The organism is Embleya sp. NPDC127516, from assembly GCF_044765325.1.
GTDB lineage: Bacteria > Actinomycetota > Actinomycetes > Streptomycetales > Streptomycetaceae > Embleya.
On sequence record NZ_JBIWJT010000006.1, the window covers coordinates 160,388 to 181,495 of the forward strand.

Below are 21,108 nucleotides of genomic sequence, written 5' to 3' on the forward strand. Positions count from 1 at the left end.
GGGAATCATACGGCGCGGCGATTCGGGATCGCTTTACCGTGACGGGGTCGATACACGGAAGAATCGAGTATCGGGTTCCGCCCGTACCACCGCACGTTTGCGTGAAGGAGTCACCATGCCCTCTGGGGGATCGTCCCGGTTCGATTGGCGTCGTATGACGCTCGCCCGTCGGGCGGCGAGCCCGGGTGGTCCGCGCCCCCCGAAACCCGGGAACGGGCTGGTGATCGGGGCGGTGATCATCGGGGCGATAGTGATCCTCGCGTGGTGGCTGCTCTCCTCCGACGGGAGCGACAACGGCAAGAAGTCCGCCTCGGCGACGGCGCTGCCCAACGCGTCCGGATCGGGGAACCCGTCCGCGAGCGGCAGTGGCACCGCGGTGCCCTCGCCCACCTCGACGGCCAAGCTGGCGGTCATCGCACGCCAGGCGATCGGCCTGGAGATACGCGAGAAGCCGGGCAAGGGCAAGACCATCGCCGAGGTGAGCGCGGGCACCGAACTGACCGCCACCTGCCGGGCCAAGGGCTCGAACGTCTACGGCTGGCGTGGCGGCAAGAGCGATCAGTGGGTGCTGGTGACCACCGGACAGGGCGCCGGCTATGCGCCCGAGGCCTGGTTGGAGACGACCGGCTCGGCGAAGGACCTGCTGCCCGTCTGCTGACCCGAGGGTGCCGGTACGGACCGCCGGATCCGGTGGGCCGGCCGCCGACCCCGCGCGCGCTCGCGGCCGATCAGCCACGGGCTCAGCGGGGTCCGCGAGACCAGCCAGGCGAATCCGGCGGATCCGATCGCGACCACGGCGACCAGCGCGGCGGTGTCGGCGACGGGCGACCACGGCAACGCGGCGGCGAACCCGCTCAGTTCCAGCAACCGCAGGATCATCGGGTGCACCAGGTAGACCCCGAAGGCCAGTTGCGCACCGAGCGCGGCGGCGGCGCGTCCCGGGAACGGGGTTCGGGCCCGCTCCCAGCGGGTGGCGACGGCGTACAGCGCGAGCACCGCGAACGGCCCCCACAACAGGCTCACCGGCTGGGTGGCGATCGAGGCGGTCGCGGTGTCCCGACCCGCGGCCACGGTGTGTCGGTACCACGCGTAGGTCAGCGCGAGCATCGCGAGCGTGCCGACGCAAATGGTCCGGGTGTGCCCCAGGATCCACGCGTGGAAGGCGTCCAGGTGCACCGCGGCCAGCGCGCCGGCCATCACGAAGAAGCCGTAGGTCGGCAACAACATGCCGCCGTGCACGCGATACCACTCCAGCGGCCCGCTCAGCGGCATCTCGTGGAACAGCACCACCAGCGCCGCAAGTTGCACCACGCCGGTGACCGCGAGCAGCAGCACGTGCCGGCCCGCGCAGGCGCGGACCAGTTTGACGAACAGCGGCAGGAGCACGGCGATCTGGAGCGAGACGAGCAGGAAGTAGAGGTGGTACCAGGATCCACCCCAGACGATGCCGCCGCGCAGGTCGGTCAGCGCGCCGGGCAGGTCGTGCCGGATCCGTTCGTGGTCGCCCAGCACCCAGTAGGCGGTGGACCACAGCAGGTACGGGACGCCGAGCAGCTTGAACCGCTTGGTGAGGAAGGCGCCCACCCGCAGCGGGCGTCCGTAGGCGCTGTGGAAGAGCACGAACGTGCTGACGAAGAAGAACACCGCGCGGGTCGAGTGCAGCACGAGCTGGGTGAACGCGGGGCCTTCGCCCGGGAAGGGGTACGTGACGCCGATGACGTGCACGACGATCACGCACAGGAAGGCGATGTCGCGCATCAGGTCGACCCGGTGCAGGTGCGGCCGGCGGCCGGCGGCGGCGCGCGGGCCGGTGCGGGACGACGGGGTCGGATCGGTCCCGCCGGGTGCCTGCTCGCGCCCCGGGGTCTCGGCCGCGCGCGCCGGCGCGGGAGCCGGGCGCAGGTCCGCTGTGCGCTTGTCGGAGGTGCCGAAGGAGAGTGCCATCACCGGGCGCCTGCCCCGAAATCGGCGACCACCTCGCCGTCGGCCCGTCGTTTTCTCGGCGGTGCGACGAGGGTGACGAGGGCGACGGGCGGTCGCACCGTCCGTACGGGGGTCGAGCCGGATCGAACCGCAGGACGCGGGGTGCCACAACGCGGAAAGTCCATGTAGGCAGCATGGACGCGCTTCATGAGTGAATGATTAAAGCCGCCCCGGAGCAGGATTGACGTTACGTCAGGTTCCGGCAAAGCCCGCCGGCGCACCGAGGGGTGCGCCGGGCGGTGGGAGGGGCGGTGGGTCGTGCGCGAGCCGGGACGCGTGTCGGGTCGCGAATCGGGACGGGTACCGGGTCGGTAGACGGGTGGAGTACCGGATCGACCGTCCGCTATGTGACGGATTGCGGGTCGGGAACGAAGACCGCGCGGTCCCGGTGGAAGGTCATCGTGCCGGCCGTCGAGCCGTCCCAGCCCAAGCCGCCGGGTTCGTAGCGTTTGCTGACGGTGGCCCACCACAGGTTGGACGTCATCACGTGGCCGACCTCGTCGAGGTACGCCCGCATCCCCGGCTCGCCGCCGTGCGGGCCGGCCATGATCCGGTCGCGCAGGTCGAGGAACTTGCGTTCGGTGGCGTCTATCAATCCGCAGATCTTGTTCATCGCGCCTTCGAGGTCGAGCCCCTCCGCCTCGCCGAGGTAGTAGACCAGGTTCACCCGGTCGTCCATGACCAGTTCCTTGCGATACGAGACCAGGTCGTTGATCAGCGTGTAGCCGTCGATCGCGGTGTCGTGGATCGCCACCATGTCGGCGGTGCGGAACGCCTCCTGGGACAGCGCCACACCCGGAACGCCCTCCTCGGCGAAGCCGAACAGCCAGCGCACGCCCAGGCTGTGCCGGCGGTCGTCCATGTAGGTGTCGTAGTCCGATATCCCGGCGTCGCGCCAGTTCTCCAGTTCGGTGGTGAAGCCGTGGGCGAAGTCCTCCATGTAGGACACGAAGCGGATCCAGCGCGCGGGCGGCATGCGCTCGCGCAGCCAGGAGAAGTCCTCACGCAGGGGGGTCGAGCCGTCCCCCCAGCCGAGCAGATCGGACATGAATCGACCGAACACGTTGCGGGTGGCGAACGAACTGCCGCCCAGGCCCGCCTTGTCGACGAGGCTGTTCTCGATGCCGATCAGATAGTTCATCACCTTGGCCGTGGTCAACGCGAGTTCGTAGTCCGCGTGCGGAACGGACAGCGAGACCAGCAGCGTGCCGTCCACGTTCTTGTCGATCCGAGCAGCGTCGCCGCCGTACGCGAAGCCCAGGTGCCGGTGCGCCCACCAGCGGGATTCGCGCATCAGGCGATCGGTCTCGGGATGGAACGTCATCGGCAACAGGTTCGCGAGCTTCGGCAGGTGGAAGCTGATCGGGAGGTCGACGACGGTGGGAGTGCTCACGCCGGGCTCCTTTCGCCGGTCTGCGTCGGATGGTTCCTGCCCCCACGCGTTCCGGCGGTGCCGGGCGCCGGGGCGCGCAGAGGTGCGGGATGCGCCGCCGAGGCGCCCGGGCCGGGTGGCACACCCGGCCGGCGGTGCGATCGGGCGGTCAGTCGATTGCCCAGATGACCGAGGGCCAGCAGGGAGAAGTGGTCGGCCAGGCACGGGATCACGTACAGGAATGGTCTGGTGCCGAGCATGTCCGGTACGGACTCGATACCGCCGTCCGCGCGTTGGGCCCGCAGCAGGTGTTCGACGCCGCGTGCGACCGGGCGCGGGTCGTTCTGTCGGCACAGCGCGATCAGGGCGTACGCGGTACTGATCGCGTCGCTGGGGTCGCCGGGTTGCTGGCCCCAGCCGCCGTCCGGGTTCTGCCCCTCGCGCACCGCCGTCAGCGCCCGTTTGACGGTGGCCCGGTAGGCGTCCGGGCCGAACGCGTCGGTCGCCAGCAGGGCGCGGAAGATCGCGTGGTAGCGGCTGCGGCTCCAGTCCGGGTCGAACGTACCGTCCGGGTGCTGGGCGCCGGCCAGGAACCGGCGTGCGGCGGTGATACGTTCCACGTGCCGCGGCGCACGCACACTGAGCGCGTTGACGGCGGCGGCGGTCATGCACGCCTCGGACGGCGCGCCCGCGATGTAGGTGGGGAACCCGCCGTCGGGGGCCTGGTAGGACCATAAGGTGCGTAAGCCGAAGTCGATGTTGCGCCGGTAGCGCACCGGGTCGGTGGCGTGCAGGAACTCGATCGCCACCGACGTGTCGTCCACGTCGGCGAGCGCCGCCGCTTCGGTGTACGACCAGCCGCCCTCCGCGCGTTGGCCGGCCGCGAGGTAGTCGGCGATCCGCCGGCGGACCTCGTACGGTGCACCGGCCGCGTCCAACGCGACGCCCGCGGTGACCGCGCACCATGTGTCGGTGTCGGTCACGAACGGTACGCCGCCGTCCGCGCGTTGGTGGGCCAGCACCTTGGCCACGCCGTTGACGATCAGGCCGTCCAGGTACGGCCGGTCGGCAAGCGCGTGCAGCACCAACAGGTGCACGAGGAGGTTGCCCTCCCAGATTCCCGACGCCTGCTGGGTATCCAGGAGCAGGCGCAGGTCGGCCGGGTCGATCTCGTCCGCATGACCGGTGAGGTCGGCGAGGGCGACCTTGAGCGCGACGGTCTGCACGTGCGCCCACGGGTGCAGGTTGCCGGTGTCGAACGCGTCCGGGTCGAACGGCCGGCGGGCGGCGCGACGCGGTGGGCCGAGCAGCGCGAGGACGGTCTCCAGCATGACCCGCTTGCGGGCGTTCAGAAACGCCGGCGCGCGCTGGAGGAACCGGTCGAGCAGGTCACCCGAGGCGTGCTCCACGGTCTCGCCGGAGTGGCGTAAAGCGATCGTCGCGAGCAACCGATCCAGAGGTTCGACACTGTCGAGGCGATCGGCCAGGAACCCGGCGAGCCGGCGGTGGTGATCGGCCTCGAGACCGGCCCGCTCCAGCAGCCGCAACAGCAGTGCCGATTCGAGCACGCGACTGCGGCACGGGCCGCGGACGGCTCCGTCGGGACGGACCGAATCGGCGACCCGCCGACGCAGCCTGGCGGTCGCCACGGGCAGTTCGGGCGTGAACATTTCCGCAGGCCACGGCGGCATCCGGGTATCTCGCACGCGCATCGGTCAACGCCTCCCCACACGTCCTGTCGCAAGCTGTGCCGTCGTATCCGGTGTCGCCGGGTATGGCGCCGAGCGGGGAATGGGTGCTGCGGTTGGGGTACCCGGCGTGCGATGCACGTCCCGGCAGGTGAGCGACCCCCATCGCCCGGACCGGTGTGTTCCCAACACGAAATCACCCGAAGGCGTGAATGCGGAAGCCTGTACTCGTTTGTTGTCTGAATTAGTGAGTAATCGCCATCAAATGTGCTGGAAATGAACGGCTATTGACGGCACTTCAGACCGTCGGGAGCAACCCTTCCAGCCCGGGAGCGGTCCTGGTGGGTGCGAATTCGACAACGTCGTACGTTGCCACGCCCTCGCGCCGGAACGGGTCTTCCGCGAGCACGGCGTCCAGTGCGGCTCGGTCGCCGGCATGCGCCAGGATCACCCCGCCGGTACGGGGGACGCGGCGGCCGGAGGCGAGGAGGGTGCCGGCGGCGTAGTGCCGGTCGAGCCATTCGAGGTGGCCGGGCATGAGTGCGTCGACGTCCTCGATGGGGGCCACGTAGGTCAGCGTGATCACGAACATGCCCCGATCGTAGGGCGTGCCGGGGGTCGGGGGTGGGGGGTTGTGGTCACCGGGCCGACGGGGCTGGTCAGGGGTGGTCCGAGGCGGTCGGGACCGGTCGGGACCGGTCCCGGGACGGGGTGGGGCGGGGCGGGGCGGGTCCGGGCGTTGGATCCGGGGGTTGGGTTCGGGGGTTGGGTCCGGGCGTTGGGGTCGGCGGTCGGGTTCGGGCGTCGGGTTCGGGGGCGGGTCTCGCCGATCGGGGCGACGAAGGTAGCGGCCCGGGGTTGAGGTTCTCAACTTTGGTCGGCGGAATATGACCGCTTGGCCGTGTCGCGGGTCAATTGCTGTCAGTAGATTGACGAATATGCGAAAGATCCTCGACATATTCGGATTGCTCCTGGTTCTCCAGGGCGTCGGGGGCATGATCCACCACTTCTTCGGCTGGTTCCGTCTGTGGACACTGCTCACCCGGCAGTCCTTTCTGCACGGGCACGATGTGGCCGCGAGCATCGCCCTGATCGTCCTGGGCTTCGCGGTGTGGATCGTCGCCGAGAAGCTTTTGCCCACCGAGAAGGAGAAGAACAAAAGAGGCTCGATATCCGGAGCACAAGCCGAGCGGGACAAGCGATAGCCGACCGGCGGGCTCGGGCGGCGCCGGGCCGGTTTCGTTGGGCCGGTTTCGTTGGGTCCGTTTCGTTGGGTCGGTTTCGCGAGGCCGTTCCATTAGTCGGTTTATCGACCTGAGTGCGGGGCGGGATTTCGGGATTCGACCACCGCTCGCCGAGGCTCGCCCGGCCCGGTCGTCGGCGAGGTCGAGTGCGCGGTCGCGGTCGCGGCTCCCGCCCCGGTTCCGGCTCCGGCTCCGGCTCCGGCTCCGGTCGAGCGCACACGTGGTTCTACGGATTCGGTCCTCTCCCCTGCGGCCTAGCCTGATGATCACCACCGGATGATCAACACGATGATCGTCAACGGCCGGAAGGGAGCCTCCGATGACCACCGAAGCCACGACCACGACCGCCACGGACGCCGAACTCGCCACGCAGCCCGTCGGCTACTGGACCGGTCTCGCGCACCGCGAGGTCATCGCCTACATTCGCGGCCGACAGGCGGAGCTCGGCATCACCCAGCCGCAGTTCTGGCTGTTGCGTCACCTCTCCACCGACGACCTCTCGGTCGACGGCAAACCCCGATCCGTGGCCGAACTCACCGAGGCGATGAGCGAATACCTGCTCCCCGAGGATCGGCTCGGCCCCGAGTCGGCCGCGCTGGTCGACCGGGGTTGGCTCGCCGAAACGCCTGATCACCGTCTACGGATCACTGCCGAGGGCGAAGCGGCGCGGCTGCGGGTGAAGGCCATCGGTCCATCCGTTCGTGCCCACCTCCACGACAGCATCTCCGACACCGACTACGCCACCACCGTGCGCGTCCTGCAACGCATGATCACGAACGCCACCGCCGCCGGGCACTGAGCCCGGGTCGGGGGCTGATTTCGGGGGCCTGGTTTCGGGGGCCTGGTTTCGGGGGCCGGCGTCAGGGGCGCCGGCGTCCGGGGCGCCGATGTCGGGGGCCTGATGTCGGGAAGCCGTTGTCGGGGGCTTCGAGCGGAAATGCCTTGTTGGGGCGGGGGCGGGTGGGCCATTCTCGGCGCATGATCACTCCCGAGACCAAGAGCTGGACGTGGGTCCTGGACACGGCGTGTCCCGACTGTGGGCTGGACACCCCGACCGTCCCGCGTACCCGGATCCCCGCGATGACTCGCACGAACGCCGCCGCGTGGCACGAGTTGCTCGTCTCCGGCGGCGACGAGCTGCGCATCCGGCCGACCCCGGACACCTGGTCCCCGACCGAGTACGCGTGCCATGTGCGCGACGTGTTCGTCCTGTTCGACGAGCGGCTGCGGCTGATGCTGACCCAGGACGCCCCGGAATTCGCCAACTGGGACCAGGACGCGACAGCGATCGAGTCCCGCTACGCCGAACAGGACCCGGTACGGGTCGCCGCCGACCTCGCGGCGGCGGGCGCCGAACTCGCCGACCACTTCGCGGCGGTGACCGAGGACCAGTGGGCGCGTACCGGCACCCGCAGCGACGGCACGGTCTTCACCGTCGAGTCCTTCGCGCGCTATTTCATCCACGACCCGGTCCACCACCTCTGGGACGTCACCGGCCTTCGCGCGACCTGACCCGCCCGCGACCGCCGACCGTCGACACCCCCGGCCGACGCGGCGGCCCCGGCCGTACCCGATCGGGCACGAGGCGATCCGAGACGCACACGAGGCCGCCCGCCGGCCGGACGGCCGGGTGCGCCTCGGTGCGCCCCGGCAAGCCGAGAACCGCGGCAGCCACGCGAGCACTCCGTGTCGCGTCTTCCCACCTCGCCGGGAGACGCGGCGCGTTGCCGGATGTACCCGATGCGCCCTCGCGTCTAGCGGCGGGTGAGTTGCTCGGTGAGGGCCGTCGCCACCGCGTCGCGGACGGCGGCTTCGGTGGGGGTCGCGCGGCCGGTCTCGGCGGCGAGTTCGGCGAGTGAGGTCATCGTCGTGTCCGGGAGGGCGCAGGCGGTGAAGGTGGTGAACGCGCTCAGGTCGGGGTCGATGTTGAGCGCGAAGCCGTGGCTGCTGACGCCTCGTCGTATCCGCATGCCGATGGACGCGAGCTTGCGGTGGTCGGGCGTCCAGATGCCGACCAGGCTCGGTGCGCCCGTGGGGGTCTCCCGCCGGATCGCCGGGAAGCCGAGCGTGTCCAGCGCGGCGAGTAGGCCGTCCTCCACCCGACGGATCAGGTCGCCGGGGCCGAGCGCCCGTACGTTCACGATCGGGTAGCCGATCAGTTGACCCGGCCCGTGATAGGTCGCGTGGCCACCGAGGTCCACCTCGACCAGCGGAATCGGCGACGCCGGATCCGGGAGGTCGGCGAGCGGCGTGCGCGCGCTGTACGTGATCACCGGCGGGTGGGTGAGCAGGAACAGCCGGTCGGGCGCGAGATCCTGTTGCCGCTCGGCGACCCACCGCGCCATGTCGGCCTGCGCCGCCGGGTACGCCACCGCACCCAGGTCGACCCGCACCGGTGCGCCGGGATTCGCGGTCTGCTCGCGCACTCGCCCGCTCCCCTACCCGACCGGCAGGCCGTCGGCGCGGCGCCAGCGCATCGCGGTGGCGAAGGATAGGTCCACGAATTCGGCGTCCGGGAAGACCTCGGCGTAGCGGGCCCGGTACTGCGCGCGGGTCAGGTAGTGGTCGGACATCAGATGGTCCAGCCACGCCGCGCCGGTACGGAAGCGGTACAGCCACCACGCGTCCCGGATCCGCAGCCGGCGCACGTCACGACCCAGTTCACGGGCGGCGCACACGATGTACTGCCGGCGCGTCGCGGCGGGCACGGTGGCCACGTTGTCGACCAGCACGATCTCCCCGCCCGGTCGGAGCAGCGACTTCAGGTGCGCCAAGGCCGCGCCCAGGTCCGGGAGGTGGTGCAGCGTGCCCATGCTCAGCACCAGGTCGAAGCCCTCGGCGTCGTGTACGTCGGTGAGCGAGGCGACCTCGTAGCGCACCCGCTCGTGCGGGCGCCGTACCCGCGCGACCTCGATCAGCGGCGCGCTCACGTCCGCGGCCAGCACCTCGGCGTAGGAGCCGGCCAGGGCGAGTGCGTGTCGGCCGGAGCCGCACCCCGCGTCCAGCGCTCGGTCGCCGGTCAGTTCGAGTTCGGCGAGCCACTCGCCGAGGGGGTCGCACAGTCCCGCATAGCGGTCGTAGTCGCCCGCGAAGGCGTCGAAGAGTTCCGGGGCGGCCTTGAGCGGTTTCGTTGACTTGGTCAAGAATGGCTTGCGTGTCCCGAACCACGTACGGGTACCGAACCAAGTGCGCGCCGCGGACCAGGCACGCGCCCCGAACCACCGACGCGGCACCGAACGTTCCCCGTCGGCCGGCGCGCGGCCGGTCGCCCGATCGACCATTGGGCGATTCGTTCCGATTCGCGGTGGCGGGACCGGATTCGCGTTCTTCGGTCCCCCGGTCGCCCGGTCCGACACCGTGCGACTCGAAGCCCTTCGCCCCTCAATCATGCCGAGGATGACGCCCCCATGTCCTTCGTACTCGTCGACAAACCCCGCCCCCATGTCACGCTCATCACCCTCAATCGTCCGGACCGCATGAACGCCATGGCCTTCGACGTCATGGTCCCCTTTCGTGAGGCTCTGGAAGCCGTGAGCGCGGACAACGATACGCGTGTCGTCATATTGACAGGTGCCGGGAGTGGATTCTGCTCCGGTGCGGATCTGGAGAATTCCGGTCGGATCCCCGGCATCAAGGGCCTGACCCGAACCAGCATCGCCCGCCGATCGATGGAGATCCTGGACGACGTGATCCTGGGGCTGCGCCGGATGCACCAACCGGTGATCGGCGCCATCAACGGCCCGGCGATCGGCGGCGGCTTCTGCCTCGCCACCGCCACCGACATCCGAATCGCCGCCGACACGGCGTACTTCCGGGCCGCCGGCATCAACAACGGGCTCACCGCGAGCGAGCTCGGAATCAGCTATTTGCTCCCCCGGGCGATCGGGTCGTCTCGGGCATTCGAGATCATGTTGTCCGGGCGGGACGTGGACGCGACCGAGGCCGAGCGGATCGGACTGGTGTCGCGCGTGGTGTCGGGCGAGAAGTTGCTCGACGACGCGTACGAACTCGCCGAACGGATCATCGGGTTCAGTCGAGTGGGGGTGGAAGTGACCAAACGGTTGCTGTGGTCCGGCATGGAGGCAGGCAGCATGCACTCGCACATGGACCACGAGGGGCACGCCCAGTTGTATGTGCGACTGACGACGGAGAACTTCGAGGAGGCCATTCGGGCCCGCAAGGACAAGCGGCGACCGGAGTACAAGGACTGACGGACTTTCAGACGGATCCACGGACCTACGGACCCATGGGGCCACCGGCCTTCGGGGCTTTGGAGCGTTGGAGTCACGAAGCTTCAACCGAAAGACTGACGGATATTCAGCCGGATGCCGGCGTGATGTCGACGCGATGCCGGTGTCACATGTCCGTAATTACTTGGTCCGGACTTCACACGTTGAGTGAATGTTGAACATGTGTTGACCGGGAACGGGCAAGCTCAGGCTCATAGTGCGGCGGTCCGGCCGGATCCGGCGGGGCCGCCGGCCACACCACGGGGGTGTGAGCGAGATGCGAGGAGAGTTTCCGTGCTGCACGGAAGGAACGACGAACTGGCCGCCGTCACGGCACTGCTGCAACGGACGCGCGCCGGTGACGGCGGAGCGGTCGTGCTGCGTGGGGCCGCGGGGGCGGGCAAGACGACGCTCCTGGCGGAGGCGGTGTGGGAGGCGAAGGGCATGACCGTCCTGCGGACGGCGGGCCCGCGCGGGGGCGGTGCGCTCCCCTATACGGCGCTGCGCCAACTGCTGGCGACGCTGCACCCCCGGATCGGCCGCCTGCCGCACACCCGGGCCCAGGCCCTGCGCATCGCGCTCGGCCTGGCTCCCGGCGCGGCGGACCGAGGCGTGGTCGCCGCGGCGGCCTGCTCTCTCGTCGTGATCGCCGCCCGGGAACAGCCGGTCCTGATCCTCGTGGACGACGCGCACTGGCTCGACGCGGCCTCGGCGGCGGTCATCTCCTACATCGCGGGCCGCGCCGAGGGCCTCCCGATCGCGGTCCTGCGCGCGACACGGGAACGCGTCGACGCGTCTGCGAACGGGGGGAATTCGGCGTCGGGGGCCGGAACGGGCCTGGCGGGCACGGGTGATGTGGGCGGCACGGACGGGGTTGCCGGCGTTGCCGGGGCGGAAGCCGCGGATGTGGCTCCGGCTCCGGCTGCGGATGTCGCCGTCGCGTCGGTCGAGGACGAAGCGAGCGTGAAGGCCGCGAATGCGTCGGTCCACGGCGACGAATCCGTGGCGCACTCGACCGAGTGGCCTGCCTCGGCGGGCGTGTTCGAAGACGGCGCGGCGGCGGAAGCCGCCGATACCACCACCGACCTGTCATCGAACACCGCGGCCGACGCCGACTCGACCACGAACGGGCAGGGTCGTCATGGCGACCTCCGGCCCGACGCCACGAACCGGGCCGCGGCGGAGGCCGCCCGGTTCGACACGTCGGCCCAGGACGCTACCCGAGTCGCCCACGTCGACGGCGACTTCAGTACGCCCACCACACACGAACCGGTGGCGCAGACCGGGCGAGAGGTGGGAGTCGGCGAAGACATCGGCGAGTTCGTCCGCGAGGCGTGCCCGGCGTCGGCGGCCGAGCGTGATGCCTGGTCGGCGCGGGCGGGTCTCGGCGATGCCGACGCTGGTGTGAGCTACGCGCGATGCACACCGACTGCCGGCGAGCACACGAAGCCGGAACATGCTTCCGACGAACGCGAGTTCGACAACCTTGACGAAACGGCTGCCGCTGAGCGCGCATCAGCGCACGCGAACGCCTTCGACGTCGGACCGGGACGCTCCCGGGGCACCGCCGCGTCGGGTGCGCGTCGGGCGGGTACGGGTGCCGCCGTCGCGGGTGGGGACGTACCGTTCGCGGCGTTGCCGGAGGACGCTCGCCGACTGCTCGCGTTGGCCGCGCTCGAACCTGCCGCCGACCTGGACCAGTTGGCTGTCGCCGGGCGCCGGGTGGGCATCGGACGTGGCGCTCGGCTCGCGGTGTTGCGGGCCGGTCTCGTCGACACCGCCGAACACCGGGTGCGCTTCCGGAACGCGTCGGCTCGCGAGGAGGTACGCCGCTCGCTTACCTCCGCGGAGCGCCGCTCGCTTCACGGAGCACTGGTCTACGCCGCGAGCGGTGCTCTCGCCTACCGGCGACCGTGGCACCTGGCCGCGCTCGCCACCGGGCCCGACGCGGAACTCGCCGCCGCCCTCGAAGCCGGGGCCGGCCGCACCCGCCGCGAACTCGGCGCGGGCGCCGCCGCCGCGACCTGGGAGCAGGCCGCCCGGCTGACCGCCGACCGCCCGGCGGCTCGCCGCCGCTACGTCGCCGCCGCGTACGCCGCGTGGGAGGCCGGCTTCCCGACCCGCGCCCGCACCCTGCTCGACACCGCCGACGCCGCCGACCTCGACGGCGTCGCCGACGAAGGCACCTCGGCCCACTCCTCCGGGACCGCGATCCGCCTCCGCGCCGCCCTGCGGCACGCGGAAGGGCACCGCTCCGAAGCGGGAGCACTGCTCTTGGACGCCGCCCACGGTCGCGCCGCGCTCCTGCTCGCCGCGACCGGCGCCGCGTGGGAGGCCGGCGACCGCGCCCGTACCACTCAGGCCCGCACCGCCCTGGCCGCTCTCCCCCTGGCCGACGACGACCCGCTGCGCACCGTCGTGGCCGCGCTGGGCGCCGACGGCGTCTCGCCCGCGATGGTGGCGCCGGCCACCCGGGCCCGGCTGTACGGCCTGGGCATCGCGCTGTGGGAGGTCACCCCGCTGGCGGTGCACGCGGCGGCGACCGACCAGTCCGCGTACGACGTCCTGCTGGACGAGGCCGCGGTCCTTCGCACACACGGCGCCCGAGGCGCCCTCGCCGCGGCCCTGATGCCACTCGCGGTCGCCGGCGCGCTGTCCGGACGGGCCGTCGAGGCCGAGACGCACGCCGCCGAGGGCCTGCGCCTGGCCCGCGCCACGGGACAGGGCACGCTGGCCGCCTGGTTCCTGGCCGCGCTCTCGATGGCCGCGACCACCCAGGGCCGAATCGCCGAAGCCCGCGACGGCGCCTGGCAGGCCCTGCGCCTGACCGGCACCAAGGGCCTCACCCCGGTCGGCGCCTACGCCCTGTACGCACTCGCGGTCGTCGAACGCGCCGAGGGCCGCACCGAAGCCGCCTGCGAACTCCTCGCCAAGGCGCTCGCCGCCCCGGCCGGCGCCCTGATGGAGGTACGCATCCGCGCCGAACTCGCCACCGCCGGCCCGAACCGCTCCGGCGTAGCCGCCCTCCCCCCACGCCCCACCCACCCCCAACTCCCCACCCTGGCCGGCCGCATCACCCGAACCCCCCAGCTAGCCGCCGGCACCGCCTGAACCCCACCCACGCGCCCGCCACCCAAGGTGCACACCACTCACGACATCGGCATCGGCACAGCGCGCCCCGCCACCCACCCTCCCCCGCCGATCCCGCCCACCACTGACGGCGGGGGCGACACGTGACGCGCTCGGCCGCCGAAGGGGACACCTCATCGGCGATCGCCGACACCCCTCCCGGCTGCACACGACATCGCGTCCTACCCACACCCCTCCCGGGCTGCACACGACATCGCGTCCCACCCACTGCCCTCCCGGACCACACGCCGCGTCGATCGAGTCCTCGATACTCCCGGGCGTCCCTACACCCCGGCCGGATCGGGCGGCCACGCGAGGCTTGGGCGGCGGTGGCATCGGCGCGGCTCACTCGGGCGGGCCGCGATCCGGCGCCCGCACCTCGGCATGATGGCCAGGCCGGGCCACCGTGCCTCCGCGCGAGGACCCGGCCTGACCACACGGCCCACCGGGCGTGGCGCCGGGTGTCCGATCAGGCCGAACCACCCGGCCGCGCAAGGCAGAGGGTGCCTGTGGCGCGGGGTCTCGACGAAGCGCGGGGTGAAGCGTGCGCGCTGGGCCCGTCCGGGTCTACGCAATGGCGCGGGATTACGTACAGCAACCGGACGATCACCCTGCCGTCATGGGCGGCTTCGATGGGGGGATTCGGTGGGCGGACCGGGGGATGGCGGACTTGTTCGGGGGACTCCTGGGTAGATCGTCGGCGTGATGGAACGCGGCGCGATCGAGGACTGGGACACCCGGCTGGGCTGGATGCGCGCGCTCGTGTCGGACGACGAGATCGCACATCGGCGCGCCCTGGACCGGTATCTGCGGGTGACCCGGGACACACGCGAAGCGCGCGAGGCGTACGACACGATCGTGTTGCGTGTGCCGCGCTCGGTCTCCGCCGAGGAGGCGGCGTGGCAGCGCTTCCGTGCCGCGTGGCTGCGTACGCCCGCCGCGGCCCTGCTCACCGAGCAGCTCGCGCCGGCCGACGTACCCGATTGGGGCGGACTGCCGTACGCGCTGATCTATCTGGAGTGGGAGGCCCATTACCCGATCGAGTGGACCCGGCACGCCAAGGTGTGGAGCACCAAGCAGCGGCTGATCCGGCTGCTCGCCGTGCCCGGGCACCACGACGAGGTCCGGGCCCGCCTGGTGGACCTGGTCGAACTCGTGGTGTATCGCCGACACCGGTGCAAGGACCGCGAGTACTCGCGGATCGCCCGTGCGGTGGACGGCGATGACCTGCGCGCCCGACTGGCGAAGGCATGCGACTCCGGCGAGCCCTGGACCCGGGACCAGGCCGGGCACGTGTTGTGGCTGCTGCGCAACCCGCAGATCCCGATCAACCGCACGAACTGGTTCCGCTGGCTGTCCGCGAAGCTACCGACCGGCGACCCGCTCGATACGGACACAGGCACGGACAGAGGCACGGGCACCGACACGGACACGGGCACGGGCACGGGCACGGGCACGAGCACGGGCACGGACAGAGACTCGAACGCGAATGTAAAGGCGAACGCGGACGCGGACGCAGAAGGCGCGGACCCGGATGCGGACACGGATTCGAACACGGGCCCCGACGGTGGCCCCCACAAGCCCACCACCACTCCCGCCGACCCGCTCCCACCCGGCCCCTGACGAGCCGTCATTCCGCGTACAACACACCGCCTCCCGCCATAGGTTGTGCACCGACAACGCCGACGGCCACACGCACGCACGTCGGCGACTTCGCGACATCGGCAGCAGCCATCCGGGGGACGACATGGGTCGAGCCGACGACATGATCACCACAGGGAAGTCGAGCCGGTTACGGAAACCGCGCCCGCCGGTCCCGGAGCCGGAGGCCGCGATCCGGTGACCGCGGAACCGGAGACCGACCGCCCCCCGCACGTGCTGGTCGTGGACGACGACCCCTCGATCCGGCGTGCCCTGGAGCGCGGCCTGCGCCTGGCCGGCTACCACGTCACCCTCGCCGCCGACGGCACCCGCGCCCTCGAACTGATCGCGCCCGCCGAGCCGATGACGCCCATCGCGCCCGCTCCGGCCCCGCAGGTCGTGGTCCTGGACGTGGCGATGCCCGGCGTCAGCGGCATCGACGTGTGCTCCACGCTGCGCGCGCGAGGCACCGAGACGCCGGTCCTGATGTTGTCCGCTCGCGACGAGACCGCGGACCGCATCGCCGGCCTGGAGAGCGGCGCGGACGACTACCTGGTGAAGCCCTTCGATCTGCGCGAACTCGACCTTCGATTAAGGGCGTTACTGCGCCGACGACCTAGCGGGGGGCCCGGCGAGCCGCTGCTGCGGGTCGGCCCGGTCGCGGTGGACGTGGCCGCGCACATCGCGACCTGTCACGGCGTCGCACTGGATCTGACCCGTCGCGAGTTCGCGCTGCTGGAGGTGTTCGCCCGCAATCCGGGGCTGGTGCTGACCCGGGATCAGTTGCTGGACCGGGTCTGGGGCTACGACTTCGACGTGCGCACCGACGTGGTCGACACGTTCGTCTGCTACCTGCGCCGCAAGTTGGAGGCGGGCGGGCGCCCCCGCGTACTGCACACCGTGCGCGGGATCGGCTTCGTGCTGCGGATCTCGGGCGGTCCCGGATGAAACTCTCCACGCGGGTCGCGCTGTCGGTCGCCGTCCTGGTCCCGCTGCTCGTACTCGGCGCGGGCACGCTCGTGGTGGGTTGGGCCCGGCACGATCTGACCCAGCGCCAGGATCGGCAGTTACAGGAGCGGGCCGAGCGACTGACGCCGCCGGCGCGGGCGTTGGTCCGCACCGATCTGGACGACCGCCAACAGGCGATCCGCACACGGCAGTACCGGATGCTCGGGATGGCCCTGGACGTCGGCGTGCGGGTGGACACCCCGGACGGGCCGCTGCGGATGGGCCCCCAACCGCCGGACGGAACGCCCCTGCCCACGCACGCGCCGTACCCGGTGACCGTGCACACGGACAGGCGTTCGTGGCGGATGGTGACCCGGCCGCTGCCGACCGGCGCGCTCTACGTGTTCGTGCCTTCGGGCGAACCGGACGCGCAGGCGGCGCTGTTGCGTCGGCGCGTGTATGTGGTGACGGCGTTCGCGGTGCCGCTGTCCGCACTGGCCGGTCTGGTCGCCGGTACCGCGGCCACCCGGTCGCTGCGCGTGTTGCGCCGCCGGGCGGCCCGGCTGGATCCGGACGGCGGCGCGCACAACGCGGTGCACGTACCCTCCGGCGTGGTCGAGGTGGACGAACTCGGCCGCACACTCGACGACGTGCTGGGCCGGTACGCCGCGCAGACCGCGCGCACCCGCGAGGCGTTGGAGACCGCACGTTCGTTCGCCGCCACCGTCGACCACGAACTGCGCGGCCCGCTCACCGGGATGCGTACCGATCTGGACGTGCTGGCCACCTATCCGGACCTGGCCTCGACCGAGCGCGAGGACGTGGTCGCGGACCTGCGGATCGGCCACGAACGGGTGTTGGCGGTACTGACCGCGCTGCGCGCACTCGCCCAGGGCGACCTGGTGGACGCGGCGGCGTTCGGTCCGGTGGAGCTGGCCGAGGTCGCGCACGCGGCGGTCCGGGCCGCGCCCGCCCGCCGTCCGGGCGTCGAAGTGCGGGCCGCGGTACGGGTCGAGGCGCCGCACGAGGTGGTCGTGTACGGGCTCGCGGCGGGGCTGCGGCTGCTCGTGGACAACCTGATCGGCAACGCGCTGGTGCACGGCGCCAATCGGGTGCTGGTGAAGGTGCTGCCCGGGCTGGATTGCGGCGTGGTGTGCGTGGACGACGATGGGCCCGGGATCGCGCCGGAGTTGCGCGAGGTGGTCTTCGAGCGCTTCCACCGCGGGCCGAACAGTCCCGGCGCCGGGCTGGGACTGACCCTGGTGGCCCAACAGGTCGCGCTGCACGGCGGTCGGGTCACCGTGGGCGTGCCACCGTCCGGACGCGGCACTCGGATCGAGGTGGTGCTGCCGCTGCGCGCGGATCCCCAGGCGGCGCGCGAGCGCGCGTGGCTGGGCGTCCGGGCCCAGGAACCGCCGAATACGCCTGCCCGGGCCGCACCGGTGCCCTCGGTGCGCGCCGACGTACCGAAATCCCGCGCGGCGCCCCGCCCTGTCGGGAAAATCCCTTCCCAGGCCGCCCATTCACAGGAAACCCACAAGGATCGTCCCTAGCCTCCCGGTACGCCGTGCCCGCCCGGGGTGGGGCGGGCCCGGCGTTTTTTGGGGGGAGGCCGTGCATGCGTGTGTCCGACCGCATGGGGGGCGCGGACCTCACCGACCCGGTGTCCATGGGGGTACGGCTTGCCGCGCCCCTGGCGTATGCGGGAACGCCCGGTGGCGGCGGCCACCGGGCGCCCGCCCCGTGCCCACGACTGTCGCGGCGGGACCCGCGGCAGGCCGAGGCGCCGACTCGATTCGACGGCGACCGTAGCGGCACGGGTCACATGGCGCGCATCCGGCGGCGGAGCGCGACGGACGAGCGGCACATCCGGCCGGAGGTGGCGACCCGCCTCGGGAACAACCGGGCCACGCCTGGGTATCCGACGCCGGAGTGGCGGCGGCGGAGCAGCCCTTCGACGGTGCGCCGGGCGTGGCGTGCCGCCCGACCGGAGAGACCGATCGGGTGAGCCGCGGACTCGCGCTGCCCGGAGCGGCGGCGGGCGTCCTGGCGGCGGTGGTGTCGGCGATCGTCGCGCTGACCGCGTGCGGTGCCGACGAAAACGACCCGGGCACCCACGAGTTGGGCACGATGGCCCCGGCGGCCGCCCCCGGACCGACCACACCGGGATCGCCGTTCACGTCGACTGTCGTCGGCACACGGAACACGATTCGGCACGCGTGCGTGGACGTGGAGAAGCCACTACAACCCTGAACCGAGCCGCGCCGGGGGCCGATGCCGTGGTCGGCCCCGAGGAACCGGTGTGGGATGTTCGGATCACGGAGGGGGCGATCCGAACATCCCACACCGGTCCCACCTCCCACCTCCCGCCGGCCACACCAGGCACCGGACCACCGCTGGCCACCCGCAATCGGCAGCGCCGCAACCACCGCCCCCGCCGCGTGACGCCGCACCCGCAGCCGCGCCACGGCACGGGCCGGACCCGCCTCACGCGCCCATCCGCGCTCCCGCACCGACCCGGCCGGCGCACCACGAAGCCGCGCCACGGCCACAGTGCGAACCGCCTCGCAAGGCCGCACCGCGAACCCGCATCGCCTCGACCGCTCCCCCGCCTCAGAGCTCGAGGAAGCGCAACACCGCCATCACCCGCCGGTGGTCGGTGTCCGAGGGCGGCAGGTCGAGCTTGGTGAAGATGTTGCCGACGTGCTTCTCCACCGCCCGCTCGGTGACCACCAGCTTCTTCGCGATCGCCGCGTTCGTCCGGCCCTCGGCCATCAGCCCGAGCACCTCGTGCTCGCGCGGGGTGAGGGTGCTCAATCCGCCGCTGCGCAGTCCCGCACCGAACAGTTGGGTGACCACCTCGGGGTCCAACGCGGTGCCGCCGGCCGCGACTCGCTCCAGCGCGTCGGTGAAGTCCCGCGTGTCCACCACACGTTCCTTGAGCAGGTAACCGACGCCCGCCGCGTTGCCGCCGAGCAGTTGTGCCGCGTACCGGGTCTCGATGTACTGCGAGAAGACCAACACCCCGATGCCGGGGTAGTCCCGGCGGATGTCTATCGCGGCGCGCAGGCCCTCGTCCGTGTGCGTCGGGGGCATCCGGATGTCGACCACGCAGACATCCGGCTTGTGTTCGGCCACCGCCGCGCGCAGCGCGTCGGCGTCCGCGACGGCGGCCGCGACCTCGTGGTCGCGGTCGAGAAGCAGTTGAACCAGGCCGTCCCGCAGGATCGCGGCGTCTTCGGCAATGACGATGCGCATGGGCCCGATCGTCCCATGATCCGACCGCATCTCGGACCCAATCGTCTCGGGCCTGATCCTCTGGGCGCCGATCCTCTCGGAACATATCGTCTCAGACAAGATCGTCTCAGGTCAGATCATCTCGGACCAGCCCCTCCGGCCGCTCCCCCCTACCCCCAACGCCTACCGGCGCCCACCGCGCTAGCATCCCGACCCTCACTCCCGGATCGGCAGTTCCACCGTCACCTCGGTCGGCCCACCCAACGGGCTGACGATGCGCAGTACGCCGTCCACCGTGCGCACCCGCTCGACCAGACCGGTAAGACCGCTGCCCTTGCCCGCGTTCGCACCGCCGCGCCCGTTGTCGGTGACCGACAGCCGCAACCGGCCGTCCCGGACCAGCACGTCGACGGCCGCCGATGTCGCGCCCGAGTGGTGTGCGACGTTGGTGAGCAATTCGGCGGCGCAGAAGTACGCGATGGTCTCGATCGTGGCGGGCGGGCGTACGTCGATGTCGGTGCGGACCTCGACCGGGACCGCGCTGCACGCGGCCAGGGTGGCCAGCGCTGCGTCCAGGCCCTGGTCCAGGACCGGCGGATGGATCCCCCTGGCCAGGTCGCGCAGTTCCACGATCGCCTCGCGGGCGTTGCCGAGCGCGCTGTCCACGAGGGTGCGGGCACGGTCCACGTCCATCGGGCGCTCGACGTCCTCGGCGTCCAGCTTCTCCTTGGCCATGCTGAGGTTCATCGCGAGCGCGACGAGCCGGGCCTGCGCGCCGTCGTGCAGGTCGCGTTCGATCCGGCGCAGCGTCGCGGCCGAATCATCGACGGCGATCGCCCGGGTCTCCTCCAGATCGGCCACCCGCTGCGCGGACTTGGTCGGCCCGAGCAGGGCCGGGATGAGCAGCCGGTCCAGGTATACGACGGCGCGTACGGCCCAGGGCGCGAGCAGGACGAGCAGGATTCCGGACGCGGACGCCGCCAGTTTGAGCGGCCAGGTGTCGAAGTACACGTCGCCCATCTGCATCCCCGAGTGGCGCACGACGCCGTGCGAGTCGGTGACGGTCGGGTCGAACACCGCCACGAGCAGCGGATAAACCACCATGATCAGCCCGTAGCTCCAGAACGCGCCGGTCACGACGGCCATGACGACGCCCAGCGGGAACTTGATCACGTGGTACGCGATCGCCCGCCAGCCCTCGGCGTTGCCCAGCGAGGAGCCCAGCAGTCCGAGCGGGCCGCGCTTGGGCCGGAATTTGCGCAGTGGCGGCGTCTCGACCCCGAGCATGGCGCGCGCCAACCCCCGATGGACCCCGCCCCACGCCCGCGCGCCCATCACCGTCAGGGCCAGGATCGGCAGACCGATCAGCGTGATGGTCAGTGCGACGCCGAAGGCCGTGAACACGAAGGTCACGCCGAAACCGATCACCGCGAGCGGGAGGGTGAGGATCGCGTAGCCGGTCTCGGCCCACGTTCGTCTCGTGAACGGCGCCTTCAGGAAGGGATGCATGGGGGACGTCCTCGGGGCAAATCGGGTGCGGCGGTGGACTGGTCACGACGGTGGAGCGTCACGGCGGTTGGGCCGTACCGGCGGATTCGTCATGGTCCGGTCGAGACCGTATCGGTGGAGTGTGTTCA

18 protein-coding genes are annotated in these 21,108 nt (G+C 71.5%); 10 read left to right on the forward strand and 8 right to left on the reverse strand.

Features of this window, described 5'->3' with window-relative positions:
* The first annotated feature begins 115 nt into the window (after nt 1-115).
* A complete protein-coding gene (locus tag ACIRL2_RS13815) occupies nt 116-658 on the forward strand; it encodes a hypothetical protein (protein ID WP_395865408.1) in 543 nt (180 codons plus the stop codon).
* Here the strand turns inward: ACIRL2_RS13815 and ACIRL2_RS13820 are convergent.
* From ACIRL2_RS13820 to ACIRL2_RS13835, 4 genes are all read right to left on the reverse strand, one after another.
* Nucleotides 595-1,944, reverse strand: a complete 1,350-nt coding sequence (locus ACIRL2_RS13820) for an acyltransferase (protein ID WP_395865410.1) — start codon at nt 1,942-1,944, stop codon at nt 595-597. The two genes, ACIRL2_RS13815 and ACIRL2_RS13820, sit on opposite strands and share 64 nt — an antisense overlap.
* Nucleotides 1,945-2,326: 382 nt before the next feature.
* Nucleotides 2,327-3,376 (reverse strand): hypothetical protein, encoded by a 1,050-nt coding sequence (locus ACIRL2_RS13825; protein ID WP_402232123.1) that lies wholly within the window; start codon nt 3,374-3,376, stop codon nt 2,327-2,329.
* On the reverse strand, nt 3,373-5,067 hold the full coding sequence (locus ACIRL2_RS13830; RefSeq protein ID WP_395865414.1) for a prenyltransferase/squalene oxidase repeat-containing protein: 1,695 nt from the start codon (nt 5,065-5,067) through the stop codon (nt 3,373-3,375). Before ACIRL2_RS13830 ends, ACIRL2_RS13825 begins: the two co-directional genes overlap by 4 nt.
* A gap of 274 nt (nt 5,068-5,341) precedes the next feature.
* Complete coding sequence (locus tag ACIRL2_RS13835) at nt 5,342-5,635, reverse strand: YciI family protein (protein ID WP_395865416.1); 294 nt, start codon at nt 5,633-5,635, stop codon at nt 5,342-5,344.
* A 346-nt stretch (nt 5,636-5,981) separates the two neighbouring features.
* Between ACIRL2_RS13835 and ACIRL2_RS13840 the strand changes: the two genes are divergently transcribed.
* The 3 genes from ACIRL2_RS13840 (at nt 5,982) to ACIRL2_RS13850 (ending at nt 7,799) form a co-directional block, all read left to right on the forward strand.
* Nucleotides 5,982-6,248 (forward strand): hypothetical protein, encoded by a 267-nt coding sequence (locus ACIRL2_RS13840; RefSeq protein WP_402232126.1) that lies wholly within the window; start codon nt 5,982-5,984, stop codon nt 6,246-6,248.
* Nucleotides 6,249-6,606: 358 nt separating this feature from the next.
* Entirely contained in the window at nt 6,607-7,086 is a 480-nt protein-coding gene (locus ACIRL2_RS13845; RefSeq protein ID WP_402232128.1) for a MarR family winged helix-turn-helix transcriptional regulator, read from the forward strand.
* Nucleotides 7,087-7,265: 179 nt separating this feature from the next.
* Complete coding sequence (locus tag ACIRL2_RS13850) at nt 7,266-7,799, forward strand: DinB family protein (RefSeq protein WP_395865423.1); 534 nt, start codon at nt 7,266-7,268, stop codon at nt 7,797-7,799.
* A gap of 242 nt (nt 7,800-8,041) precedes the next feature.
* On the opposite strand, the gene lipB is transcribed toward ACIRL2_RS13850, so the two are convergent.
* Nucleotides 8,042-8,713: a lipoyl(octanoyl) transferase LipB gene (lipB, locus tag ACIRL2_RS13855; protein ID WP_402232130.1), complete on the reverse strand. Its 672-nt coding sequence runs from the start codon at nt 8,711-8,713 to the stop codon at nt 8,042-8,044.
* A gap of 12 nt (nt 8,714-8,725) precedes the next feature.
* Nucleotides 8,726-9,430: a methyltransferase domain-containing protein gene (locus tag ACIRL2_RS13860; RefSeq protein ID WP_395865427.1), complete on the reverse strand. Its 705-nt coding sequence runs from the start codon at nt 9,428-9,430 to the stop codon at nt 8,726-8,728.
* A gap of 264 nt (nt 9,431-9,694) precedes the next feature.
* Between ACIRL2_RS13860 and ACIRL2_RS13865 the strand changes: the two genes are divergently transcribed.
* The 6 genes from ACIRL2_RS13865 to ACIRL2_RS13890 all read left to right on the forward strand — a co-directional run bounded on the left by ACIRL2_RS13865 (nt 9,695) and on the right by ACIRL2_RS13890 (nt 18,487).
* Complete coding sequence (locus tag ACIRL2_RS13865; RefSeq protein WP_395865429.1) at nt 9,695-10,498, forward strand: enoyl-CoA hydratase; 804 nt, start codon at nt 9,695-9,697, stop codon at nt 10,496-10,498.
* Between the two features lie 312 nt (nt 10,499-10,810).
* Nucleotides 10,811-13,627 carry an AAA family ATPase gene (locus ACIRL2_RS13870; protein WP_402232132.1) on the forward strand — a complete coding sequence of 939 codons (2,817 nt, stop codon included), beginning with the start codon at nt 10,811-10,813 and terminating at the stop codon, nt 13,625-13,627.
* A gap of 723 nt (nt 13,628-14,350) precedes the next feature.
* Nucleotides 14,351-15,268 (forward strand): hypothetical protein, encoded by a 918-nt coding sequence (locus ACIRL2_RS13875; RefSeq protein WP_402232134.1) that lies wholly within the window; start codon nt 14,351-14,353, stop codon nt 15,266-15,268.
* A 216-nt stretch (nt 15,269-15,484) separates the two neighbouring features.
* Nucleotides 15,485-16,234 (forward strand): response regulator transcription factor, encoded by a 750-nt coding sequence (locus tag ACIRL2_RS13880; protein ID WP_402232136.1) that lies wholly within the window; start codon nt 15,485-15,487, stop codon nt 16,232-16,234.
* Nucleotides 16,231-17,787, forward strand: a complete 1,557-nt coding sequence (locus ACIRL2_RS13885; RefSeq protein WP_395865437.1) for a sensor histidine kinase — start codon at nt 16,231-16,233, stop codon at nt 17,785-17,787. The genes ACIRL2_RS13880 and ACIRL2_RS13885 overlap by 4 nt, the downstream gene beginning before the upstream one ends.
* Nucleotides 17,788-18,238: 451 nt before the next feature.
* Complete coding sequence (locus ACIRL2_RS13890) at nt 18,239-18,487, forward strand: hypothetical protein (protein WP_395865439.1); 249 nt, start codon at nt 18,239-18,241, stop codon at nt 18,485-18,487.
* Between the two features lie 360 nt (nt 18,488-18,847).
* On the opposite strand, the gene ACIRL2_RS13895 is transcribed toward ACIRL2_RS13890, so the two are convergent.
* The gene (locus ACIRL2_RS13895) at nt 18,848-19,492 is read right to left on the reverse strand and encodes a response regulator (RefSeq protein WP_395865441.1); all 645 of its coding nucleotides are present in this window, start codon (nt 19,490-19,492) and stop codon (nt 18,848-18,850) included.
* A 195-nt stretch (nt 19,493-19,687) separates the two neighbouring features.
* Nucleotides 19,688-20,980, reverse strand: a complete 1,293-nt coding sequence (locus ACIRL2_RS13900) for a sensor histidine kinase (protein ID WP_395865443.1) — start codon at nt 20,978-20,980, stop codon at nt 19,688-19,690.
* Nucleotides 20,981-21,108 lie beyond the last annotated feature (128 nt).